The organism is Methylobacterium sp. J-048 (assembly GCF_022829515.1).
In the GTDB taxonomy this organism is placed as follows: domain Bacteria; phylum Pseudomonadota; class Alphaproteobacteria; order Rhizobiales; family Beijerinckiaceae; genus Methylobacterium.
Window position 1 is genome coordinate 1 of sequence record NZ_JAKSYL010000041.1, and the last position, 1,209, is coordinate 1,209.

Below are 1,209 nucleotides of genomic sequence, written 5' to 3' on the forward strand. Positions count from 1 at the left end.
GCGGATCTCGGCCGGGACCATGTCGCCGCCACCATCCACCCACCGCTTGACCGTGAAGCCGAGCGCATAGCCGACGATGGTCTCAAGCGCGGCGCCGTCGATATCGGCGAACGCGGGTTCGGCTTCGCCCTTCGGCCAGACCGGCAGCCATTCCCCGCCATGCTCGCGCGTCAGGCTCGCACCACTGGCGCGCTCGATCAGGTCCAAGTCGTCGTCCGTGAGCTTGCCCCACCCCCTAAATAGGATCTGCAGCACTCTCGGAACGTCGAGGTTCGGCTTGAGAGCGATGCGCTGCCCGGAGGCAAGCACGAGGGGCAGAACTTCGGCGATCAGCGGGGCGAACCGGCGCAGGATGCGGGTTTCCGACTGGGCCGGCATCCGGTCGAAGCGGTAGCGGTTGCCGGCGATCTCAAATTCAGGCGTCATGGCTGCGCTTCTCCGAAGCTTCCCAGGCCCGCAGGGTGATGTCGCGGAGCCGTTCCAAGCTTCCCGGCTCAAGGCCGCGACACATCGCAAACCCAGTCAGGACCGCGACGGCGACCTGCGTGCAGATCTCGTCGTCGGCCGAAATACCGAAGTGCGCTAAGCCGGCGCGGGCGCCGTTCATCGCGCCGTAGAAAGCTTGCGGGTCCAAGTTATTCTCATTGTCCATTGGTTGGGCTCCCAATGCCGCGCGAGGATAGAGCGTAGGACGCGGACAAAGCGTCGAGCCGAACGCAAATAAAATTTGTGAAAAATGGCTCACCACGACTATCGCCGATGTGACCAACATAGAAAACCTTGTAGCGACCGTCGCTGGCGATGCCGAATTGGTTCAGAAGCTTATTGTTTGGTTCGCCGGTGATGCTGGGATCATACTCGGCCTGCTGAATGGACTTCTGATCGATCCGCACCACACAGCCGGGGACTATATTTCCGTTGAGCAGCGCGACGCCCTCAATGCCCTGGATCGTCTGAACCGGCATGCCCACGAGACCGGTGCGGCTGTTCAGGACGATCTCGCCGCCGGGCAAAGCCTTGTCGTTCCCAAGAACTTGAAGCTTACCCTTCTGAATTGACCATGAGGTGCGGGTGGCCGCGCAGATCTGGCGTAGGTGGTCCTTCACGTTGCCGAACAGCGCAGCGCCGCGAGGGAACTTGTTCTTGGATAGCGCCTCGGTGTCGATGTAGCCGAGAGCCACGTCGAGCGCCTTCATCGGCTCGAAACAG

General features: G+C 62.0%; 3 protein-coding genes. All 3 read right to left on the reverse strand.

What is annotated here, in order from left to right:
* A partial coding sequence (locus MKL09_RS01195; protein WP_244017181.1) for a hypothetical protein occupies window positions 1-426 on the reverse strand: 426 nt, incomplete at its 3' end.
* Window positions 416-652, reverse strand: a complete 237-nt coding sequence (locus MKL09_RS01200; RefSeq protein ID WP_244017182.1) for a hypothetical protein — start codon at window positions 650-652, stop codon at window positions 416-418. The genes MKL09_RS01195 and MKL09_RS01200, both read right to left, overlap by 11 nt.
* The coding region (locus MKL09_RS01205) for a hypothetical protein (protein ID WP_244017184.1) at window positions 642-1,209 on the reverse strand (568 nt) is incomplete at its 5' end. The genes MKL09_RS01205 and MKL09_RS01200, both read right to left, overlap by 11 nt.

Bases quoted from the DNA above. Each gene is read 5' to 3' on its own strand.
- MKL09_RS01200 (WP_244017182.1), bottom strand. From the start codon at position 652: ATGGACAATGAGAATAACTTGGACCCGCAAGCTTTCTACGGCGCGATG.